Annotated in this window: 11 protein-coding genes; 5 read left to right on the forward strand and 6 right to left on the reverse strand. The window is 60.2% G+C overall.

The features are described 5' to 3' along the window. Positions 1-25: 25 nt before the first annotated feature. Positions 26-550 (forward strand): flavodoxin FldA, encoded by a 525-nt coding sequence (fldA, locus tag AB5Y47_RS15605; RefSeq protein WP_010674104.1) that lies wholly within the window; start codon positions 26-28, stop codon positions 548-550. A gap of 68 nt (positions 551-618) precedes the next feature. Here the strand turns inward: fldA and AB5Y47_RS15610 are convergent, their stop codons facing one another. Next, entirely contained in the window at positions 619-1,092 is a 474-nt protein-coding gene (locus AB5Y47_RS15610) for a DUF4442 domain-containing protein (RefSeq protein WP_010674103.1), read from the reverse strand. Positions 1,093-1,323: 231 nt separating this feature from the next. Here AB5Y47_RS15610 and fur point away from each other — a divergent pair, with 231 nt between their 5' ends. Continuing rightward, the gene (gene fur / locus AB5Y47_RS15615; RefSeq protein ID WP_010674102.1) at positions 1,324-1,752 is read left to right on the forward strand and encodes a ferric iron uptake transcriptional regulator; all 429 of its coding nucleotides are present in this window, start codon (positions 1,324-1,326) and stop codon (positions 1,750-1,752) included. 99 nt (positions 1,753-1,851) lie between these two features. Here fur and glnS read toward each other — a convergent pair whose 3' ends face one another. The 3 genes from glnS to nagE form a co-directional block, all read right to left on the reverse strand. After that, positions 1,852-3,513 carry a glutamine--tRNA ligase gene (gene glnS / locus AB5Y47_RS15620; RefSeq protein ID WP_042878130.1) on the reverse strand — a complete coding sequence of 554 codons (1,662 nt, stop codon included), beginning with the start codon at positions 3,511-3,513 and terminating at the stop codon, positions 1,852-1,854. Positions 3,514-3,851: 338 nt separating this feature from the next. Further along, entirely contained in the window at positions 3,852-6,515 is a 2,664-nt protein-coding gene (locus AB5Y47_RS15625) for a beta-N-acetylhexosaminidase (RefSeq protein WP_043155196.1), read from the reverse strand. Positions 6,516-6,637: 122 nt separating this feature from the next. Then, positions 6,638-8,092, reverse strand: a complete 1,455-nt coding sequence (nagE, locus tag AB5Y47_RS15630) for an N-acetylglucosamine-specific PTS transporter subunit IIBC (RefSeq protein WP_039039841.1) — start codon at positions 8,090-8,092, stop codon at positions 6,638-6,640. A 272-nt stretch (positions 8,093-8,364) separates the two neighbouring features. On the opposite strand from nagE, the gene nagB reads away from it, so the two are divergent. From nagB to AB5Y47_RS15645, 3 genes are read left to right on the forward strand one after another with little or no spacing between them, the layout of a single operon-like run. Beyond that, positions 8,365-9,165, forward strand: coding sequence for a glucosamine-6-phosphate deaminase (nagB, locus tag AB5Y47_RS15635; RefSeq protein WP_043155198.1), 801 nt, complete (start codon positions 8,365-8,367; stop codon positions 9,163-9,165). A 9-nt stretch (positions 9,166-9,174) separates the two neighbouring features. Then, positions 9,175-10,320, forward strand: coding sequence for an N-acetylglucosamine-6-phosphate deacetylase (gene nagA / locus AB5Y47_RS15640; RefSeq protein ID WP_043155200.1), 1,146 nt, complete (start codon positions 9,175-9,177; stop codon positions 10,318-10,320). A gap of 4 nt (positions 10,321-10,324) precedes the next feature. Beyond that, a complete protein-coding gene (locus tag AB5Y47_RS15645; protein ID WP_010674096.1) occupies positions 10,325-11,539 on the forward strand; it encodes an ROK family protein in 1,215 nt (404 codons plus the stop codon). 69 nt (positions 11,540-11,608) lie between these two features. Here AB5Y47_RS15645 and AB5Y47_RS15650 read toward each other — a convergent pair whose 3' ends face one another. Continuing rightward, positions 11,609-13,234 carry a phosphoethanolamine transferase gene (locus AB5Y47_RS15650; protein ID WP_043155202.1) on the reverse strand — a complete coding sequence of 542 codons (1,626 nt, stop codon included), beginning with the start codon at positions 13,232-13,234 and terminating at the stop codon, positions 11,609-11,611. A gap of 434 nt (positions 13,235-13,668) precedes the next feature. Then, the gene (locus AB5Y47_RS15655) at positions 13,669-14,409 is read right to left on the reverse strand and encodes a YebC/PmpR family DNA-binding transcriptional regulator (protein ID WP_043155205.1); all 741 of its coding nucleotides are present in this window, start codon (positions 14,407-14,409) and stop codon (positions 13,669-13,671) included. Positions 14,410-14,477: the final 68 nt, after the last annotated feature.

A 14,477-nucleotide genomic window follows, 5' to 3' on the forward strand; every position in this document is an offset into this window, starting at 1 on the left:
CACCAGATACGGGTAACGAAACACTATGGCTAGTGTAGGTCTGTTTTTCGGCAGCGATACCGGTAATACCGAAGCTGTCGCCAAGATGATCCAGAAAGAACTGGGCAAACAACTGATTGAAGTCCGTGACATTGCCAAGAGCAGCAAGGCCGACATCGACAGCTTCGATCTGCTGATGTTCGGCATCCCGACTTGGTACTACGGCGAAGCCCAGGCCGATTGGGACGACTTCTTCCCCGAGCTCGAAGAGATCGACTTCAACAACAAGCTGGTGGCCATCTTCGGATGCGGCGATCAGGAAGACTATGCCGAGTACTTCCTCGACGCCATGGGCACCCTGCGTGACATCGTCGAAGCCAAGGGCGCCATCATCATCGGCCACTGGCCGACCGCGAGCTACGAGTTCGAAGCCTCCAAGGCACTGGTGGATGACAAGCACTTCGTGGGCCTGGGCATCGACGAAGATCGCCAGCCGGAGCTGACTGCCGAGCGCGTCAAGGGCTGGTGCAAACAGCTGCACGAAGAGATGTGCCTGGGCGAGCTGGAGTGATCTGATCTCCCTCCCTCTTCATGCAACAAGGGCCCCGACGGGGCCCTTGTTGCATCTGCAGCAGGCTTTCAGCCACCCCTGTGCTGGGGCTTGGATCTGACATAGAGGGTGCGCTTCACCTGGGCCACCAGCTCGCCCTGGCCATCCTGCACCTGCACCTCGAACTCGGGAAAGTGCTTCTCCCCCCCCTCGGTCGCCGCCACGATCGATGCCAGCTTGGCGTCGCTCAGGGTGAACTCCGCCACCAGTTTGCCCTTGCCCGGCTTGATGAAATTGATGCTGCCCGCCTTGTCCCACACGTAGTAGCGGTTCTTGAAATAGCCCATCAGCATCAACGGGTAGATGGGATCCGTCATGGCGAACATGCTGCCACCGAACTGGGTCCGGTTGGCATTCTTGTTCCACCAGCGGGACTTGAGAGTGACCCGGCAGAAGCGAAAATCGGGGCTCAGGGTTTCTATCTTGATGCCTGCACCCCAAAAGGGGGGCCAGGCGTTGAGGGCGCAGCGCACCCAGGCGGCATTGCCGAAAAGCCAATCCATGGATCTCATCCGACCAGACTATAAAGAAGTCACATAGTATCAACATTCTCTGGTCGAGCAAGCGGGCCTGAATATTCCCATGACGGGCTTGATGAGCTAAAGCCCTTGAATTGCTGGGTTTATTTTTAACTTGGCTACGACCTATAATGACAGGCCAAGCGAGTTCGTGGTTGCCATTACAGCGGCAGTCAATCAGAATAACCACACCTTCGAGAATGCGAATAAATAGAAATGGCAGACAACAACCAAGCGTTAAAAAAGGCCGGGCTCAAGATCACCTTGCCCCGTGTCAAGATCCTGGAAATCCTGCAACAGCCGGACTGCCAGCACACCAGTGCGGAAGATCTGTACAAACGGCTGATCGATCAGGGCGAGGAGATTGGTCTCGCTACCGTTTATCGCGTTCTCAACCAGTTTGATGATGCCGGTATCGTCACCCGTCACCATTTCGAAGGGGGCAAGTCGGTGTTTGAGCTGGCCACCCAGGAGCACCACGACCACCTGGTCTGCCTCGACTGCGGCAAGGTGATCGAGTTCTCCGACGAGGTGATCGAACAGCGCCAGCGCGACATCGCCAAGGCGCACAACATCCGTCTGACCAACCACAGCCTCTACCTGTATGGCCACTGCGCCAACGGTGACTGCAAGCACGACGATTGATTCGGCCGGGTCGGCGCAATAAAAAAGCCAGCATGATGCTGGCTTTTTTGTGTCCGCAATCCGGATCAGAAGCGGCAGGGTTTCCCCTGCCCTATTCTATCAGACCTCGGCCTTGCCCCAGACGTCACGCAGGGCCACGGTGCGGTTGAACACCAGGCGCTCGGCGCTGGAGAGCTTGTTGTCGGCGCAGAAGTAACCTTCACGCTCGAACTGGTAGGCAAACTCCGGCTTGGCATCCTTCAGGGAAGCTTCCACCCGGGCCCCTTCGATGATCACCAGGGATTCCGGATTCAGAGCCGCTTCGAAGTCATCCTCGGCGCCCGGGTTCGGCACCTTGAACAGACGGTCGTAGAGACGCACTTCGGCCGGCAGGGAGTGAGTGGCGCTGACCCAGTGGATCACCCCTTTCACCTTGCGGCCGTCCGCCGGATCCTTGCCCAGGGTCTCGGGGTCGTAAGAGCAGTAGATGCAGGTGACCTTGCCGTCCGCATCCTTCTCGACCCGTTCGGCCTTGATGACGTAGGCGTTGCGCAGGCGCACTTCCTTGCCCAGCACCAGCCGCTTGAACTGCTTGTTGGCTTCCTCTTTGAAGTCCGCTTCGTCGATGAAGATTTCGCGGGAGAAATGCAGCTCACGGGTCCCCATCTCCGGCTTGTTCGGGTGCGCAGGCGCCGTCAGCACCTCGTCGGCCGCCAGGTTCTCGATCACCACCTTCACCGGGTGCAGCACGGCCATGGCGCGCGGGGCGTTCTCGTTGAGATCGTCGCGGATGCAGGCTTCCAGCATGCTCATCTCGACGATGTTGTCCTGCTTGGTCACACCGATGCGCTTGCAGAACTCGCGGATGGAGGCCGGGGTGTAACCACGGCGGCGCAGACCGGAGACGGTCAGCATGCGCGGATCATCCCAGCCGTTCACGTGCCCCTCGGTCACCAGCAGGTTCAGCTTGCGCTTGGACATGACGGTGTATTCGAGGTTCAGACGGGAGAACTCGTACTGACGGGGGTGACAGTCGATGCTGATGTTGTCCAGCACCCAGTCATACAGGCGACGGTTGTCCTGGAACTCCAGGGTACACAGGGAGTGGGTGATCCCCTCCAGGGCATCCGAGATGCAGTGGGTGAAGTCATACATCGGGTAGATGCACCACTCGTCACCGGTCTGGTGGTGGTGGGCAAACTTGATGCGATAGATGACGGGATCGCGCATCACCATGAAGGGGGATGCCATGTCGATCTTGGCGCGCAGGCAGGCGCTCCCTTCGGCCATCTCGCCGTTCTTCATCTTGGCGAACAGGGCCAGGTTTTCTTCCACGCTGCGATCGCGGAACGGGCTGTTCTTGCCAGGGGCGGTCAGGGTGCCGCGGTATTCGCGCATCTGCTCCGGGGAGAGCTCGTCCACATAGGCCAGTCCCTTCTCGATGAGTTCGATGGCGTAGCCGTGCAGCTTGTGGAAATAGTCGGAGGAGTAGCAGATCTCGCCGCTCCACTGGAAGCCCAGCCACTGGACGTCCTGCTTGATGGACTCCACGAACTCGATGTCTTCCTTCGCCGGGTTGGTGTCATCGAAACGCAGGTTGCACTGACCCTGATAGTCGCGGGCGATGCCGAAGTTCAGGCAGATGGATTTGGCGTGGCCGATATGGAGATAACCGTTCGGCTCCGGCGGGAAACGGGTATGCACGCTGCTGTGCTTACCGCTGGCCAGATCTTCATCAATGATCTGACGAATAAAGTTAGTTGGGCTGTTCGCCTGACTCATGGCTCACCTCAAAAATGCGTCACTGGCGGACGTTGTGCCGGCTGGCACCCTCATACCCCCGCCGTCAAGCCGGGTATGATCCCTCATTACGCGCCCTGCCTCAACCTGAATTTGGCCAATTCGGGTCATTGGCGCACCAAAAACGGCGAAACGGGAGAAATTGCAGAGATCCTGGTCAAAAAAAGCCCCGCACGGGGCGGGGTCTCAAGTGATGAAAAACAGACAAAACACACACAACAAAGGTTCACACGCAGAGTCAACCTTTCCCAAACCCGATGGCCATCGACCTTGGGAAAGGCGGGTCTTGCGACCCACCTTGCGTTATGGATTGAGAGCTATCAGTTCAGCTCGGTGACGCGGCTGGTACGCTTGCCATCGAAGCTGGTGGTACGCAGCCAGACCTTGCCATCCACGGTCGGCTTGGCGGCAGCGTCGTAGGCGCTCCAGCTCTTGCCATCCAGGCTGTACTGGATGGGCAGACCCGGCAGATCCACATTCGCTTCCAGCACACCGTTCACCACCTTGGCACCCGGTACGGAGAGGCGATATTCCACCCCGGCCTGGTCCAGTTTGGGCAGCACTCGCTGACCCAGCACGTTGGCAAACTGGTTCCACTCCTTGTTCAGGGTGGCCTTGTTGACATGCTTGGTAGTGCCGGAGAACTCGCGACCCTTCACGTAATCGAGCTCGAAGCCGCCCTTGTGCCAAGCGCGCTCGGCCACGGAGAAGATGCGCGGGTAGACCATGTACTCGTACTGGGCATCGGTGCGCACGGTTTCACTCCATTGCTGACCGGAGATCCCCTTGAACTTGACCGGATCCTGGTCACCCTTGGCCACGAAGGCGTTGCCGTCGCGGTCAACCGAGGTCTCGGCGTTCTGCGGCAGGTTTTCCGGGGCGAAGGCGAACACCTTGCGGGTGTCGTTGAAGCGGGTTGCCCAGTAGTAGCCACGCTCGGCCGGGTGTACCTCGTTCGGGAAGTCGAAGTAGAGGTAATCCGGATTGGAGAGCACCACGTCATAACCCTTGTGCGCCCACTTCATCGCTTCGTTGAAGCCACCCCAGTAGAGGGTTTCCCAGAAGTTGACACGGGTGTTGTCGGTGGCGAAGTCCTTGGCGCTGTTGGCGTATTTCAGACCATCTTCCCACGCCTGCAGGGTGGAGAAGCCGTGACCCTTGACCATCTCGCTCACTTCCTTGGCAAAGTAGACCGGCAGCTCGGCCACGTCCTTGATCTTGCCATCGTCGATCATCTTCTGGCACATCGGGGACTTGCCGAACGGCTTGTCCTGCTTGCTGGAGTCGACGTTGCCCTTCCATGCCACCAGCTCTTCTTTCTTGGTGACGGCCGGATCCTGGTAACCACCGCCCTGCATGATGTTCTTCGCCTCGTCACCACCGTAGTGCCAGGCGGTCAGCGGCTGGCCGGCGGCCTGGTGCATCTGGGCCACTTCATCCATCACCTTGGCCACGAAGGTGGCGGCACCCGGCTGGCAGGGGTTGATGAAGGACATCTTGTCGTAGAACTGCACCGAGGTGACGTTGGAGGTATCGGCCGGGTCAGTCAGACGGAACTGGTTCGCCTCGGCCTCTTTGCCCTCGCTCATCAGACGCTTGTAGCGTGCCTCCATGGAGACCACGGCGGCACGGGCGTGGGCCGGCATGTTGATCTCGGGGATCACGGTCACACCGCGCGCCTTGGCATAGCGTACCAGGTCGATGTAGTCCGCCTTGCTGTAGAAACCGGAGCCCTGGTTGTCGCTGGTGGGGCCGGAGCCGAGCTGCGGCATCAGGCACTTGGTTTCGGACTCGTCATGGCAACGCTGGCTGCCGACGTCGGTCAGCTCCGGCAGGCCCGGGATCTCCAGACGCCAGCCTTCATCGTTGGTCAGCCCCAGGTGCAGCACGTTGAGCTTCATGGCGGACATCTGATCCACCAGTTTCTTCATGGTCTCCGGGCTTCGGAAGTGACGGGCCACGTCGGTCTGCATGCCCCGGTATTCAAAGCGCGGCGCATCCTCGACGCTCATCTGACTCACCAGCTTGTCGTCAACGCCCAGCAGAGAGATCAGAGACTGGGCGCCCCAGAAGGCGCCGTCAACGTCGTGCCCCTGAATGACGGTGCCCTTCTGGCCGATGGTCATGTCGTAGCCTTCGGCCTGCTTGAGCTTGCTGCCGAGCTTGATGGTGACCGGGTAGCCGGTGTCGGAGAGGGTAACACCCAGCTTGGTCAGTTGCGCCTTCAGGGCCTCGGCGCGATCGCTCGGCAGGTCAAGGGCATTGAGCTTGATGGTGGAGAAGTCGACTTGCGGGCCGGCCTTGACCACCTGCTTCATCGGGCTTGGCAGGATGCGGTCGTCAATCTTGCCGGCAGGCAGCAGGGTACTGGTCTGGTTCGCGGCGAAACGGGTCTCGCTGTTCATCAGGATGTTGTTGTCATCCTTGGTGCGCTTCCAGCCATCGGCCGGCATCGGCTTCTCGTAGGTGCTGGCATCGTCGATGTTGCTCATGCTGGCCAGCACTTTCGGCTCGGCCCCTTCACTGGCGACATACCAGTTCGGCATGATGTCAGATTCGAACAATACCCAGTATTCCACCACCAGGGGCACCTCGACCGTGGCGTCCTTGGCAAAGCCCTGGAACTTCTCGGTCGGCGTCAAACGATAGAGGTCGCCGGTCAGGTGGGTGATGGTGAACTGGTCGTTGTCCACCCGCTGGATGCGGCGGATGGAGGAGACATAGATGCTCCAGTCCTTGGAGGTGACGTCGGCACCGGTATTGGTCAGGTGCAGCTTGGCAACGCCGCAGCTTGCCCACTCGGAGCCCAGGGCCTGGCAGTCAAGACCGGCGCCGGCACCGTCATTGGTGACGACTTCGTACTTGACGACGAGGTTGCTGGCGAGGGCGTCGACCACCGCTTGCCTGGCAGCATCGGCTGCAAGTGCGGGACCGGCGAAAACGGTAGACATGGCAATGGCTAACAGAGAATGTTTCAAGTTCATAACTGCTGCTCTCATTTGAAGTAAAGGTTGGATTTTCTTGGCTTTTTTTATATGGGGCCCCGAGGCGGGGCCCTTAGTTATGTCAACAATGGACTTAGACTTGAGGTGAGCGAGTCGCTCGATTAACGCAGGGCTTTCATCTCACCGGCGATGATCTCGGCCAATGGGCCCAGAATCACCTGCAGGTTCTGCTCACCGAGCTTGACCACACCGGCCGCGCCCAGGGCTTTGAGCTTGCGCTCGTCAACGATGCTGCGGTCTTTCAGGGTCAGACGCAGACGGGTGATGCAGGCATCGATGGTCACCAGGTTCTCCTGACCACCCAGCACTTCCAGATACTGCTTGGCCAGCTCGGTGCGGTCGGTGGTTTGAGCCTGTACCGGCACGGCTTCGTCATCTTCACGACCCGGGGTTTTCAGGTTGAACTTGGCGATCACGGCGCGGAAGACCACGTAGTAGAGGCCGAAGAAGACCAGACCCTGTACCAGCAGCATGTACCACTGGGTCGCCAGCGGGTTGCGGCTGGAGAGCACCATATCCACCAGACCGGCGCTGAAGCCGAAACCGGCGATCCAGTGCATGGAGGCTGCGATGAACACGGAGATACCGGTCAGCAGGGCGTGGATGACGTACAGTACCGGCGCCACGAACATGAAGGAGAACTCGAGCGGCTCGGTCACCCCGGTGAAGAAGGCGGCAAAGGCGGCAGCGATCATGATGGACGCAACCTTCTCTTTGTTCTCTTTCTTCGCGCTGTGGTAGATGGCCAGTGCGGCACCCGGCAGACCGAACATCATGATGGGGAAGAAGCCGGCCTGATACATGCCGGTCACGCCCACGACAGCCTTGCCGGCGTCGATGGAGGATTGGCCACCCAGGAAGTTCGGGATGTCGTTGATGCCGGCCACGTCGAACCAGAACACGGAGTTCAGGGCGTGGTGCAGACCAACCGGGATCAGCAGACGGTTGAAGAAGGCATAGATGCCGGCACCGGTGGAGCCCATGCTGACGATGGATTCACCGAAGCTCACCAGGCCACCGTAGATGACCGGCCAGACGGCCATCAGGATGAAGGAGACGACGATCATCACCACGGAGGTCACGATCGGCACCAGACGACGACCGGAGAAGAAAGCCAGCGCCTTGTGCAGCTCCACGCTGCTGAAGCGGTTGTAGAGCTCGGCGGCGATGACACCACACAGGATGCCGACGAACTGGTTGCTGATCTTGGCAAAGGCTGCCGGCACCTGGTCGGCCGGGATACCCTTGATCTGGGCCACGGCGCCCGGGCTCAGCAGGGTGGTGACCACCAGGAAGCCGACCAGACCGGCCAGCGCGGCGGAACCGTCTTTATCCTTGGACATGCCGTAAGCGACGCCGACGGCGAACAGAATGGGCATACTGTCGATGATGGCGGCGCCCGCCTTGATCAGAAACGCAGCCAGAGGGCTTCCGCCACCCCAACCGTTCGGGTCAATCCAGTAGCCAATCCCCATCAGGATCGCGGCGGCAGGCAATACCGCTACCGGCACCATCAGGGCACGGCCGATCTTTTGCAAATAACCGAGAATGTTCACGGTTCCTCTCCTTAGTTGGTGTTTTTCTAGAAATTAAGTGCTTATCACGTTCGACGCATAAGCCATCAAGGCTTGATTGGCAGTCTATGTGTTTTATTTCGCTGCGCAAATTAATAAACCAGCTTTCGTGATCATTATCACTCAACAGAGATAAAGGTAGCCGATAGATGTGGCTTAGTTCGCAATCTTTATTTACGCTATAAAACAACTTGAATCCGTGTCTGGTCCCTTGCCGTCACTCCCTGTGCGGCAACCGTACTGAGGTATATAGAATGCGCCTGATCCCGTTGAAGTCTGCCAGCCAGGTGGGTCTCTGGTCTGCCCGTTACATCGTTGACCGCATCAATGCGTTCAAACCCACTGCCGAGCGCCCCTTCGTGCTGGGTCTGCCCACTGGCGGCACCCCGCTCAACACCTACAAGCGCCTGATTGAGCTGCATAAAGCCGGCGAGGTGAGCTTCCAGAACGTGGTCACCTTCAACATGGACGAGTACGTGGGGCTGCCCAAGGAACACCCGGAGAGCTACCACAGCTTCATGCACAACAACTTCTTCAATCACGTGGACATTCGCCCGGAAAACATCAACATCCTCAATGGCAACGCCGAGGATCTGGTGGCCGAGTGCCAGCGCTACGAAGACAAGATCAAGTCCTACGGCAAGATCCACCTGTTCATGGGCGGCGTCGGCAATGACGGCCACATCGCCTTCAACGAACCGGCCTCTTCCCTGGCTTCCCGTACCCGGGTCAAGACCCTGACCGAAGACACCCGCATCGCCAACTCCCGCTTCTTTGGCGGCGACATGGAGCAGGTGCCCAAGCTGGCCCTGACCGTGGGTGTCGGCACCCTGATGGACGCCGAAGAGATCCTGATCCTGGTGGTCGGTCACGCCAAGGCCCAGGCCCTGCAGGCCACCGTGGAGGGCTGCGTCAACCACATGTGGACCATCTCCACCCTGCAACTGCATCCGAAAGGGATTGTGGTGTGCGACGAACCTTCCACCATGGAGTTGAAGGTCAAGACGGTGCGCTACTTCCAGCAACTGGAAGCCGACAATATCAAGCACCTCTGAGGAGCTCCCATGTACGCTCTGACTAATTGCACTCTCTACACCGGCAGCTGCGTGCTGACCGGTTATGGCGTGGTCATCGATGGCGACAAGATTGTCGCCATCTACCGCCAGGCAGAACTGCCCGCCGGCATCGAGCAGATTGACCTCCAGGGCGCCAACCTCAGCGCCGGCTTCATCGACGTCCAGCTCAACGGCTGCGGTGGCGTCATGTTCAACGGTCACATCACCACGGACACCCTGGCCACCATGCAGGCGGCCAACCTGAAATCCGGGACCACCAGCTTCCTGCCGACCCTGATCACCAGCCCGGATGCGGACATGAAGCAGGCCGTCGCCGTCACCCGCGACTACATGGCCGCCCACCCCAACGAGGTGCTTGGCGTCCATCTGGAAGGGCCCTACACCAACCTCAAGCGCAAGGGGATCCACCCGGCCGAACAGATCCGCCAGCCCGCCGACGAGATGATCGACTTCTTCTGCGACAACGCGGACGCCATCGCCAAGATCACCCTGGCGCCGGAGCGCAACAAGCCCGAGCACATCCGCCGTCTGGTGGAGGCCGGCATCCTGGTCTCCGCCGGCCACACCGCCGCCAACTACGACCAGGCCATGGCGGGCTTTGACAACGGCATGCGCTTTGCCACCCACCTCTACAACGCCATGACCCCGACCCTGAACGGTCGCGAGCCCGGCGTGGTCGGTGCCATCTACGATCGCAAGGATGTCTATGCGGGCATCATCGTCGACGGCCACCACGTACACTGGGCCAACGTGCGCCTGGCGCACAGGATGCTGGGGGAGCGGCTGGTGCTGGTCACCGATGCCACCGCGGCGGCAGGCGCACCGGAAGGCTTTGAGAAATTTGATTTTTGCGGTGCAACCGTCTATTTCCGCGATGGTCAGTGCGTCGATGAGAATGGTACACTCGGCGGCTCCGCCCTCACCATGATCGAAGGGGTGGAAAATCTGGTCAAACAGGTCGGATTGCCGCTCGACGAAGCACTGAGAATGGCCACCCTTTACCCCGCTCGCGCCATTGGATGGGACTCGCGTCTCGGTAGTATCCAGGTCGGAAAAATTGCCAACCTCACCGTCTTTGATCAGGCCTTCGCGGTCTGCGGGACCGTGGTTAACGGACACTACACAACACAGTGACACTATGACTGGCGGACAAATAGCAAACGTAGATCTTATCAAGCAGGTAAACAGTGCGGTCGTCTATCGCCTCATTGACCTGCAGGGGCCCATCTCGCGGGTCAAAATTGCCGAGTTGAGTCAGCTGGCCCCGGCCAGCGTGACCAAGATAACCCGGCAACTGATCGAGCACGGTCTCATCAGGGAAACCTCGCCGCAAGCCTCCACTGGCGGGCGCCGCGCCATCTCCCTGACCACCATCAAGCATCGCTTCCAGTTTGTGTCCGCCAAGCTGGGTCGCGGCTACCTGCAGCTCTCCCTGTATGACCTCGACGGCAAGGAGCTCGATCAGCACATCACCCAGGTGACCGAGATCGAGCAGCAACCGGTGGTGGACATGCTGCTGCGGGAGATTGGCGCCTTCATCGACGCCAATCAGGATCGCAGCCGCAACCTCATCAGCATCGCGCTGACCATGCCGGGTCTGGTCAACCCGGAATCCGGCATGGTCATCTACACCCCCACCTACCAGATCCGCAACCTGGGGCTCGCCAAGCTCCTGGAGCACCACTTCAACCTCCCCTGCTACGTGGGCAACGACACCCGTTCGCTGGCGCTGGCCGAACACTTCTTCGGCGAGTCCCGCGACTGCATGGACTCCATCCTGGTGAGTGTCCACCAGGGGACGGGCTCGGGCATCATCACCAAGGGCAAGGTGTTTCTCGGCCAGAACCGCAACGTCGGCGAAATAGGCCACATCCAGGTCGAACCCCTTGGCAAGCGCTGCCACTGCGGCAACTTCGGCTGCCTCGAGACCATCGCCTCCAACGAGGCCATCGTCGACAAGGTGAAGGAGCTCATCAGCCGCGGTCACCTGAGTTCGCTGCAAGAGAAGCACATCACCATCCAGGAGGTGTGCAAGGCGGCGGTGGCCGGTGACGAGCTGGCCCGCAGCGTGATCGAGAACGTGGGGGAGCACCTGGGGCGCGCCATCGCCATCACGGTCAACCTGTTCAACCCCCAGAAGGTGCTCATCGCCGGTGAAATCACCGCCGCCGAAGAGATCCTGATCCCGGCCATCCGCCGCTGTGTCGAGCACCAGTCTCTGCCAAGTTTCCATCGCGGCCTGCCCATCGTGAAGGCGCGCTTTCAGAACCAGCCCACCATCGGCGGCTTCGCCCTGGTCAAGCGCTCCCTGCTGGAAGGGGATCTGCTGCAGATCATCATGGAGCAGAAGTAAGGCCTACCCCTTCGGATACGAAAACGGCAGCCAGTGGCTGCCGTTTTTTTATGGTCTGTTTTCGCCGGTTCACCCCGCCCGGCACGGTTTGAACAGATCCAGCTTGCCGTCATAGACCTGGGTCTGCACGTCCATGATACCGAGCATGGAGTGAAACAGGTTGTCGTGGGAGAAGCGCTTGCTGGCTGCCTCCTGTTGCAGGCAATCCAGATTGAGCTGACGGTCTGCCTGCAACTGGGGAGAGAACCAGGTCAGGAGCGGCACCCGGGTCTGATCGTCCGGTGCGAACTTGTAGGGGGTGCCGTGCAGATAGAGCCCCATGGCGCCGAGGGATTCGCCGTGATCCGACAGATAGACCAGCCCCACGTTGTACTGGCTCTCCAGGCTCTTGAGCTTGTCGATGAGCTGGGCCAGCACCTTGTCGGTGTAGCGGATGGTGTTGTCATAGGTGTTCACCAGCTCTTCGTTACTGCAGTTCTCGATGTCGCTGCGCGGGCAGTCCGGCAGGAAGACGCGATCGGCGGCCGGGTAGCGGCGATAGTAGGTCGGACCGTGGCTGCCCATCAGGTGGAAGGCCACCAGCTTGCTGCCCTGCTTGCCCTGCATGTCGGCGATCTGCTGATCCAGCCCCTGCAACAGCACCTCGTCATGACAGGCATTACCGGAGCAGTATGCGGGGAATGCCTTGGGCTCAATCTCGATGGTGGGGACGTTTTTGCACACCCCCTTGCAGCCGCCGTCGTTTTCCTTCCAGAGCACCGAGATCCCGGCATGTTGCAGCACGTCCAGCAAGCCGTCCTGGGACTGGGCCCTGGCCTCGTCATAGCCGCGCCGGGTCATGTTCGAGAACATGCATGGCACGGAGAGCGCTGTGGCGGTGCCGCAGGAGCGCACGTTCCTGAACGAGACGACATTGGCCTCCTTCTCGGTGAAGCCGTTGGTCTCCTTCTTGTAGCCGTTGAGGGAGTAGTTCTGGCTGCGGGCCGTTTCCCCCACCACCAGGAACATCAGGGTCGGCTTCTCATGCTGGCCGATCACCCTGGCATCGGTGCCGATCTGCTGGTAGGGAATGGGAGTGGCGAAGACCACATCCCTGGCGTACTTGTAGAGCCCGTGCACATAGTTGGCGGGCACTATCTCCTTGCCGAGGGACTTGTGGTTGCGCCCGACCGAGGCGTAATCCTGGTAATAGAGGGCGGCAGCCCCCATCAGAAACAGCAAGGAGAGGGCGATGGAACCGAGGCGCAGACCCAGCCCCTTGTACCAGGGACGGGGATACTCAATCTTCACCCACAGCAGGACCAGCACCGGCAGCAGGCCGGTCAGCAGGAACCAGAGCACCACGGAGCCGTTGAGGTAGGAGCCCGCCTCCCCGCTGTTGGTTTCGATGATGTTCTGCATCATGCCCATGTCGAAGATCACCCCGTACTTGAGCATGGCGTAGCTGACCAGGGAGCCGGTCAGGATGAGCAAGGCGAAAAAGGGCTTGAGCAGATAACGGAAGGTAAAGGGCAGGAACACCGCGTTGAGGGCCGCCACCAGTACCAGGGGAATGGAGAGGACAAACCCCGCCTTGACGTGTTCAAGGGCGCTGAGAATGCGATAAAAGTGCAGGAAAATGGGCCAGTTGAAGACCAGTGCAAACAGCAGCACCAGCAACAGATTGACCTTCATCACTCCCAGAGTGAGACGCATAGAGAGACTCCGACAAACCAGTGGAACTAACAACCTGCCAGCAGGCTTCGTGGTGACCATCCCGGCACTCGGCCCTGAAAAACAGGACAAGAGCCAGGGAGGTCCAGATACGGGGTCATCCTAGGACGGCAAACTTAAGCGAACATTAAGAGAGGAAATCGAACCACAAGGGGAGGTGCGCGGTCTGGCACATAAAAAACGGCAGCCCGGGCTGCCGTTTTTGCGAAGGTAAACAAGGTGTCGCACCTGTGTGTTCGCGAACCTGAACAGGGTCGCGGCAATCTCGTCGGAGCCGGGGAAGAGGACCCTTGTGGTCGCCCTCCCCTTGCCCTGGGGGATCACAGGGTCGCGGCGATCTCGTCGGAGCCAGGGAAGAGGACCGTTGTGGTCGCCCTCCCCTTGCCCTGGGGGATCACAGCGCTCCCGAGAGGCAATTACAGGGTCGCGGCGATCTCGTCGGAGATGGAGCCGTTGTGGTACACCTCCTGCACATCGTCCAGATCTTCCAGCATGTCGATGAGGCGCATCAGCTTGGGCGCGGTCTCGGCATCCAGTTCCGCCTCGGTGGAGGGGATCATGGTCACTTCGGCGCTCTCGGGCTTGAAGCCGGCAGCTTCCAGACCGTCCAGCACGGTGCCGAAGTCGTTCGGGGTGGTGTAGACCTCGATGGTGCCATCTTCTTCGGTCACCACGTCGTCGGCACCGGCGTCCAGCGCGGCGTCCATCAGGGCGTCTTCATCGGCGCCCACGAAGGTCAGCACCCCCTTCTTGGTGAACAGATAGGCCACGGAGCCGTCGGTCCCCAGGTTGCCGCCGCACTTGCTGAAGGCGTGACGCACTTCGGCCACGGTACGGTTGCGGTTGTCGGTCAGGCACTCCACCATGACGGCGGAACCGGCCGGGCCGTACCCTTCGTACACGATGGTCTCGAGCTGCTCGCCGTCACCGCCGCCGGCCCCACGGGCGATCGCGCGGTTGATGGTGTCGCGGGTCATGTTGCTGGTCAGGGCTGCCGCCACCGCCGCACGCAGGCGGGGGTTGTTGGCAGGATCGGCATCACCCAGACGCGCGGAGGTGGTGATTTCGCGGATCAGCTTGGTGAAGATCTTGCCGCGCTTGGCGTCTTGCGCCGCCTTGCGGTGTTTGATGTTGGCCCATTTACTGTGACCTGCCATAGGGACTCTCCGTTATAGTTGGAAATTTCAGTAACACTGGTTGCGCCCAGAGGGAAACGGGAAAGGCC

This window comes from Aeromonas sp. R7-2 (genome assembly GCF_040908105.1).
GTDB classification, from domain to species: Bacteria; Pseudomonadota; Gammaproteobacteria; order Enterobacterales; family Aeromonadaceae; genus Aeromonas; species Aeromonas caviae.

What these genes read in the sequence shown, in the direction of transcription:
- fldA (WP_010674104.1), top strand. Translation starts at nt 26, where the DNA reads ATGGCTAGTGTAGGTCTGTTTTTCGGCAGCGATACCGGTAATACCGAA.
- AB5Y47_RS15610 (WP_010674103.1), bottom strand. Translation starts at nt 1,092, where the DNA reads ATGGATTGGCTTTTCGGCAATGCCGCCTGGGTGCGCTGCGCCCTCAAC.
- fur (WP_010674102.1), top strand. Translation starts at nt 1,324, where the DNA reads ATGGCAGACAACAACCAAGCGTTAAAAAAGGCCGGGCTCAAGATCACC.
- glnS (WP_042878130.1), bottom strand. Translation starts at nt 3,513, where the DNA reads ATGAGTCAGGCGAACAGCCCAACTAACTTTATTCGTCAGATCATTGAT.
- AB5Y47_RS15625 (WP_043155196.1), bottom strand. Translation starts at nt 6,515, where the DNA reads ATGAACTTGAAACATTCTCTGTTAGCCATTGCCATGTCTACCGTTTTC.
- nagB (WP_043155198.1), top strand. Translation starts at nt 8,365, where the DNA reads ATGCGCCTGATCCCGTTGAAGTCTGCCAGCCAGGTGGGTCTCTGGTCT.
- nagA (WP_043155200.1), top strand. Translation starts at nt 9,175, where the DNA reads ATGTACGCTCTGACTAATTGCACTCTCTACACCGGCAGCTGCGTGCTG.
- AB5Y47_RS15645 (WP_010674096.1), top strand. Translation starts at nt 10,325, where the DNA reads ATGACTGGCGGACAAATAGCAAACGTAGATCTTATCAAGCAGGTAAAC.
- AB5Y47_RS15650 (WP_043155202.1), bottom strand. Translation starts at nt 13,234, where the DNA reads ATGCGTCTCACTCTGGGAGTGATGAAGGTCAATCTGTTGCTGGTGCTG.
- AB5Y47_RS15655 (WP_043155205.1), bottom strand. Translation starts at nt 14,409, where the DNA reads ATGGCAGGTCACAGTAAATGGGCCAACATCAAACACCGCAAGGCGGCG.